General features: G+C 33.6%; 7 protein-coding genes. 1 reads left to right on the top strand and 6 read right to left on the bottom strand.

Features of this window, described 5'->3' with window-relative positions; all coding sequences use genetic code 11:
• The 6 genes from dnaK to rpmG form a co-directional block, all read right to left on the bottom strand.
• Window positions 1–1,736, bottom strand: a 1,736-nt coding sequence (gene dnaK / locus AC2LE6_RS08370; protein WP_484478805.1) for a molecular chaperone DnaK, incomplete at its 3' end; no start/stop codon positions are given.
• A gap of 14 nt (window positions 1,737–1,750) precedes the next feature.
• Window positions 1,751–2,284 (bottom strand): nucleotide exchange factor GrpE, encoded by a 534-nt coding sequence (gene grpE / locus AC2LE6_RS08375; protein ID WP_484478806.1) that lies wholly within the window; start codon window positions 2,282–2,284, stop codon window positions 1,751–1,753.
• A gap of 4 nt (window positions 2,285–2,288) precedes the next feature.
• Window positions 2,289–3,302 (bottom strand): heat-inducible transcriptional repressor HrcA, encoded by a 1,014-nt coding sequence (gene hrcA / locus AC2LE6_RS08380; RefSeq protein ID WP_484478807.1) that lies wholly within the window; start codon window positions 3,300–3,302, stop codon window positions 2,289–2,291.
• Window positions 3,303–3,417: 115 nt separating this feature from the next.
• Window positions 3,418–4,035, bottom strand: coding sequence for an MBL fold metallo-hydrolase (locus AC2LE6_RS08385; protein ID WP_484478808.1), 618 nt, complete (start codon window positions 4,033–4,035; stop codon window positions 3,418–3,420).
• The gene (locus AC2LE6_RS08390; protein WP_484478809.1) at window positions 4,028–4,957 is read right to left on the bottom strand and encodes an ROK family glucokinase; all 930 of its coding nucleotides are present in this window, start codon (window positions 4,955–4,957) and stop codon (window positions 4,028–4,030) included. The genes AC2LE6_RS08385 and AC2LE6_RS08390 overlap by 8 nt, the downstream gene beginning before the upstream one ends.
• A 41-nt stretch (window positions 4,958–4,998) precedes the next feature.
• Window positions 4,999–5,148, bottom strand: a complete 150-nt coding sequence (gene rpmG, locus AC2LE6_RS08395; protein WP_484478810.1) for a 50S ribosomal protein L33 — start codon at window positions 5,146–5,148, stop codon at window positions 4,999–5,001.
• Window positions 5,149–5,258: 110 nt separating this feature from the next.
• On the opposite strand from rpmG, the gene AC2LE6_RS08400 reads away from it, so the two are divergent.
• Window positions 5,259–5,599: flavodoxin-dependent (E)-4-hydroxy-3-methylbut-2-enyl-diphosphate synthase (locus AC2LE6_RS08400; RefSeq protein WP_484478811.1), on the top strand; the 341-nt coding region annotated here is incomplete at its 3' end.

Below are 5,599 nucleotides of genomic sequence, written 5' to 3' on the forward strand. Positions count from 1 at the left end.
GCTTCTTGTGCTTGTTGGTATGCTTTAGTAGCTAAAGCTTGAGCCACTTCATTTAATGCATCTTTCTTTGTTTTGATATCTTCTAGATCAGTACCTTTTAGTGCTTCTCTTAAGTCTGCAATTTTAGATTCTGTATCTGTTTTTTCTTCATCAGTTACTTGTTCACCTAAGTCAGTGATTGCTTTTTCAGCTGCGAATACTAATTGATCAGCTTCGTTACGTACGTCAGCTTCTTCTTTTAATTTTGCATCTGCGTCTGCGTTTTCTTCTGCTTCTTTTACCATTCTTTCGATATCTGCTTCTGAAAGACCAGTATCTCCTTGAATTGTAATTGATTGTTCTTTAGATGTACCTAAGTCTTTTGCTTTAACATGTACGATACCATTAACATCAATATCAAATGATACTTCGATTTGAGGTACCCCGCGTGGTGCTGGTGGGATATCCGTTAATTGGAATCTTCCTAGTGTTTTATTTTGAGGTGCCATTGGGCGTTCCCCTTGTAATACATGTAAATCTACAGCTGGTTGGTTATCTGCTGCTGTACTAAATACTTGAGATTTAGATGTAGGAATTGTTGTATTTCTTTCGATTAATTTAGTCATTACTCCACCTAATGTTTCGATTCCTAGTGATAATGGTGTAACGTCTAATAATAATACGTCTTTCACGTCTCCAGCTAATACTCCACCTTGGATAGCTGCACCCATTGCTACTACTTCATCAGGGTTAACTCCACGGTTTGGTTCTTTACCTAGTTCACGTTTGATTGCATCTTGTACAGCTGGGATTCTTGTAGATCCACCAACTAATAATACTTGGTGTAAGTCGTTTTTAGTCATTCCAGCATCTTTTAATGAACGTCTAACAGGTCCCATAGTTTTTTCAACTAAGTCTCCAGTTAATTCGTTGAATTTAGCTCTTGATAATGTTTTTTCTAAATGGACAGGTCCAGACGCTCCAACACTAATGAATGGTAAGCTTATGTGTGCACTTGTGATTCCACTTAAATCTTTTTTAGCTTTTTCAGCTGCGTCTTTTAGACGTTGAACAGCCATTTTATCTACTGATAAATCTACTGAAGTTTCTTTTTTGAATTCAGCAACTAACCAGTCGATGATTTTTTGATCAAAGTCATCTCCACCAAGACGGTTGTCTCCAGCAGTACTTATAACTTCAAATGTACCCTCAGCTAGTTCTAAGATAGAAACATCAAATGTTCCTCCTCCTAAATCGTATACTAAGATTGTTTGGTGTTTGTCTGTTTTATCAATACCATACGCTAGTGCTGCAGCAGTAGGTTCGTTGATAATACGTTTTACTTCTAATCCTGCAATTTTACCAGCATCTTTTGTTGCTTGGCGTTCTGCATCATTGAAGTATGCAGGAACTGTGATTACAGCTTCTGTTACTTTTGTACCTAAGTAGTCTTCTGCAGTTTTCTTTAAGTTTTGTAAGATCATTGCACTGATTTCTTGAGGTGTATATGTTTTATCGTTCACATCTACTTGTTTCCCTGTACCCATTAATCTTTTTACTGAAGATACAGTATGAGGATTCGTGATTACTTGGCGTTTCGCTACTTCACCTACTTGGATTTCTCCGTCTTTGAATGCAACTACTGATGCTGTTGTTCTTGCACCTTCTGCATTTGCGATTACTTTTGCTTCGTTACCTTCCATTACAGCAACACAAGAGTTTGTTGTTCCTAAGTCAATACCTATAATTTTTCCCATAATTTTATGCTCCTTTATTCGCTTATTTTTACGATTGCAGGTCTAATTAACCTGTCTTTAAATAAATATCCTTTTTGTAATACATCTACTACTTTATTTGGTTCTACACCATCTATTTTTTCAGTCATAATTGCTTGGTGGAAGTTTGGATCATGTTCTTCATCTTTGTGTCCAACTTCAGATACACCTTCGTCTTCTAAGACTTTGGCAAACTGCTTTATAATCATTGTCATTCCTTCTTTTAACGCTTTTGTTTCTTCTTTTTCTTCTATATGATTCAGCGCTAGTTCGAAGTTATCCATTGGTGTTAGAATGTGTTTTGCAAAATTCATTGCTGAGTATTTTCTTTCGATTACTCTTTCTTTTTCTAATCTCTTTTTTGTGTTTTCAAGATCTGCTCTTTGTTTCAGCATTTCGTTGTTTAAATCTTTGATTGCTTGTTCTAACTCTTGAATAATCTCTTCAGGAGTTTGTTCAACAACCTCTTCTGTTATTTCTTCTTTGATTTCCTCTGTAACTTCTTCAGCTACATCCTTTTTCTTCGCCATTGCTTTACTCCTTATACAGTTTTGACATATGCATTGCCAAGTATTTGATTAATGGAATTACTCTGTTGTATTCCATCCTTGTAGGTCCTACGATAGCTATTGTACCTGATTCTTTATCATTCAATTCGTATGGAACTGTGATGACGGTACAATCTTGCATAGCACTCACTGCGTTTTCTTTACCAATACGGACGGTTAGTCCTTTTTGTTTTGTATTTTCAACTAGTTTGAATATGTCGTTTTGTTCAAAGAATGATAATAATTCTCTAACTTTTTCAACATTGGCAAACTCTGGTTGATATAACATATTATTCTTTCCTGATAGATAATACTTACTTTGTGTGAATTTTGTAAATGCTTCTAAGAATGTTTCTACAATTGTTTTGTTGTAGATCATGATTTCCTTTATTTTCTCAGTATTGATTTCATAGTGAAGTTTTTCACTAACTTGTGAAATAGGACAATCATATAAAATTTCATTGAATATTTCAATTACACGTTTCATATCATCAATTTCAGTATGTTCGGGTAAACTAATTTGTTTACTCTCAACATGCCCTCTATTTGTAACAACCAATATCATGCATACATTCTCATATAATGGAATCAATTCTATCTTCTTCACTTTAGAGTCATATGCGTTTGGACCTAGTGCTACTGTTGTGTAGTTTGTTATTTGTGACAAAAGGTTCATAGCTTGTGTAATAGCCTCATCACGTCTAACATCACTTTGTTCAAAGATTTCATCTATTACTCTGAAAGTATCATTGTACGACTTATTATCGTTTAGTAATCTTTCTATATAATAGTGATACCCTTTATCACTTGGTATACGACCACTGGATGTATGTGTTTTTTCTAGAAACCCTAATTCTTCTAAATCTGCCATTTCATTTCTGATTGTTGCTGAACTAAATTCGAGTTGTTCTGATAATATTCTTGAACCAACAGGTTCAGCTGTTTTTATGTACTCTTCAACAATTAATTTTAAAATCATTTCTTGTCTTGTAGTGAGCATGAATTCACCTCCGTTAGCACTCTTCTATCTAGAATGCTAATAGTATTATATACTACATTTTTAGCAGTGTCAAGTATTGAGTGCTAAAAAATAAAAAACAGCCCTATTAGGGCTGTTATCCGTGATAATATGGGTTTCTATTCTTTTGTGTTAAGACCGTTGTATGCTTTCCGTGACCTGAATTAAGAATCGTGTTATCACCGTAATGATTTAATAATTTATTGATACTCTCTTCTAATTTTACATTACTTCCAGTTGGTAAATCCGTTCTTCCAACACCATCTGTAAAGATAGTATCTCCAACAAATACGACTCTCTTATATGAGAAACATGAGCTTCCTCTTGTATGTCCTGGTGTATGAAGAACTACTATTTCCTTATCACCTAGCATAAAGATTGAACCATCCTTAAATGACTTAACATTCTTTTTACTTTGAACAATTATCTTTTGATACATAGTTCCTGATAAATTCAAGTTAGGATCAAATAGGAAATCACGTTCTAATTCATGGATGTATACATCAATATCATATTCTGCGATTAAATCATTTACACAAATGATATGATCAACATGTCCGTGTGTTAGTAATACATATTTCAGTGTTAAATCATTTGTTGTTATGTATTCTTTGATTTCTTCAAGTGAAGCTCCTGGATCTATAATAACTGCTTCTTTTTTTTCTACTACAATATATGTATTTTCCGCAAATTGATTGATTAACGCTTTAACCATTTAAAACGAGTAATGCAGCACCATACATGCCTGCATCATTTCCTAATTCTGCTAAAACGATTTTTGTTTCTTTCACTGCTGAAAATTTGTATTCGCGGAATTCATTTACTATTTTATATAATAAGAAAGAGCCAGCTCTTGAAACTCCTCCACCAATTACAATTACTTCTGGATTTGTTGTTATACTTATAATATGACAAGCATACCCTAGGAAGAATGCAACATTATCAACTGTATTCACTGATAACTGATCACCATCTTTAGCGGCATCCATGACCGCTTTTGCACTTATATATTTTCTTTTATCTAATATCGAAGGCATTGTTAGTTCGTCACGTAACTGTTTAAATTCACGTACAATTCCTGTTGCACTTGCGATTGTTTCTAAACAACCTTTAGAACCACAGTTACACTGTCTTCCATTGTGTATGTCTACTATCATATGTCCTAATTCTCCACCAGCACCATCATGACCTTCAACGGGGATCGAGTTTGCTATAACTCCACCACCAAGTCCTGTACCAAGTGTCATCATAACGACATCTTTTTTACCTTTTGCGGCACCACCAAATAACTCCCCTAAGGCAGCTACATTCGCGTCATTGTTGACAAAGATATTATTGTTTTGAACCATCGCTCCAAAACGCTCTCTTATATCATAGTTTTCCCAACCTAAATTCACACATTGTGTCACGATATTATTTGTCACAGGACCTGGTACACCAAATCCATAACCAATAATTTCATTTAAGTCTTCTTCTCTATCCAGTAATGATCGATAAATATCAAAAAGAATATTCTTACCATTATCTGATGTGTCGGTCTTTATTTCGTAACTATTAATCATTTCTCCTGTATGAAGGAACTTACCAATTTTCACTGTTGTTCCACCAACATCAATACCAATTAAATATGTACTCATAATTACCCTCCTAATAAAAAAACTTCTTGTTAAAGAAGTTTTTATTTTTTCTCTTTGTGATTTGTTTGTTTACGGCATTTAGGACAATATTTTTTTGTCTCAAATTTTTCCGGGTGAAGTTTTTTATTTTTATGCATACGATAGTTCTCGTTTTTACATTCTGTACATCTCATATTAAAATATGTTCTCATTAGAATCCTCCTTGATAAAAGTCTTTTATAATATATCACTTATCTTTATAAAAATCAATACATTTATGTATTTTTTTAGTGCTTTAATGTATAATGAAATGGGTGATAATATGATAAAAAGAAATCAGACAAAACAAGTTTTAGTCGGAGATGTTAAGATTGGTGGAAATAACGAAGTTGTTATTCAATCAATGACAACAACAAAGACAAATAATATAGAAGCAACTGTACATCAAATAAAAGAACTAGCTACGGCTGGGGCCAAGATAGTACGTTTAGCGATATTTGATATGGATGATGCAATCGCGATAAAAGAAATTAAAAAAGAAGTAAATGTACCGATTGTCGCCGATATCCATTTTAGTTATCAATTCGCTTTAGAAGCAATTAAAAACGGAATTGATAAGATTAGAATCAATCCAGGAAATATTGGATCTAAAGATAGAATAAA

Source organism: Candidatus Izemoplasma sp. (assembly GCF_982632705.1).

Bases quoted from the DNA above. Each gene is read 5' to 3' on its own strand.
- grpE (WP_484478806.1), bottom strand. From the start codon at position 2,284: ATGGCGAAGAAAAAGGATGTAGCTGAAGAAGTTACAGAGGAAATCAAA.
- hrcA (WP_484478807.1), bottom strand. From the start codon at position 3,302: ATGCTCACTACAAGACAAGAAATGATTTTAAAATTAATTGTTGAAGAG.
- AC2LE6_RS08385 (WP_484478808.1), bottom strand. From the start codon at position 4,035: ATGGTTAAAGCGTTAATCAATCAATTTGCGGAAAATACATATATTGTA.
- AC2LE6_RS08390 (WP_484478809.1), bottom strand. From the start codon at position 4,957: ATGAGTACATATTTAATTGGTATTGATGTTGGTGGAACAACAGTGAAA.
- rpmG (WP_484478810.1), bottom strand. From the start codon at position 5,148: ATGAGAACATATTTTAATATGAGATGTACAGAATGTAAAAACGAGAAC.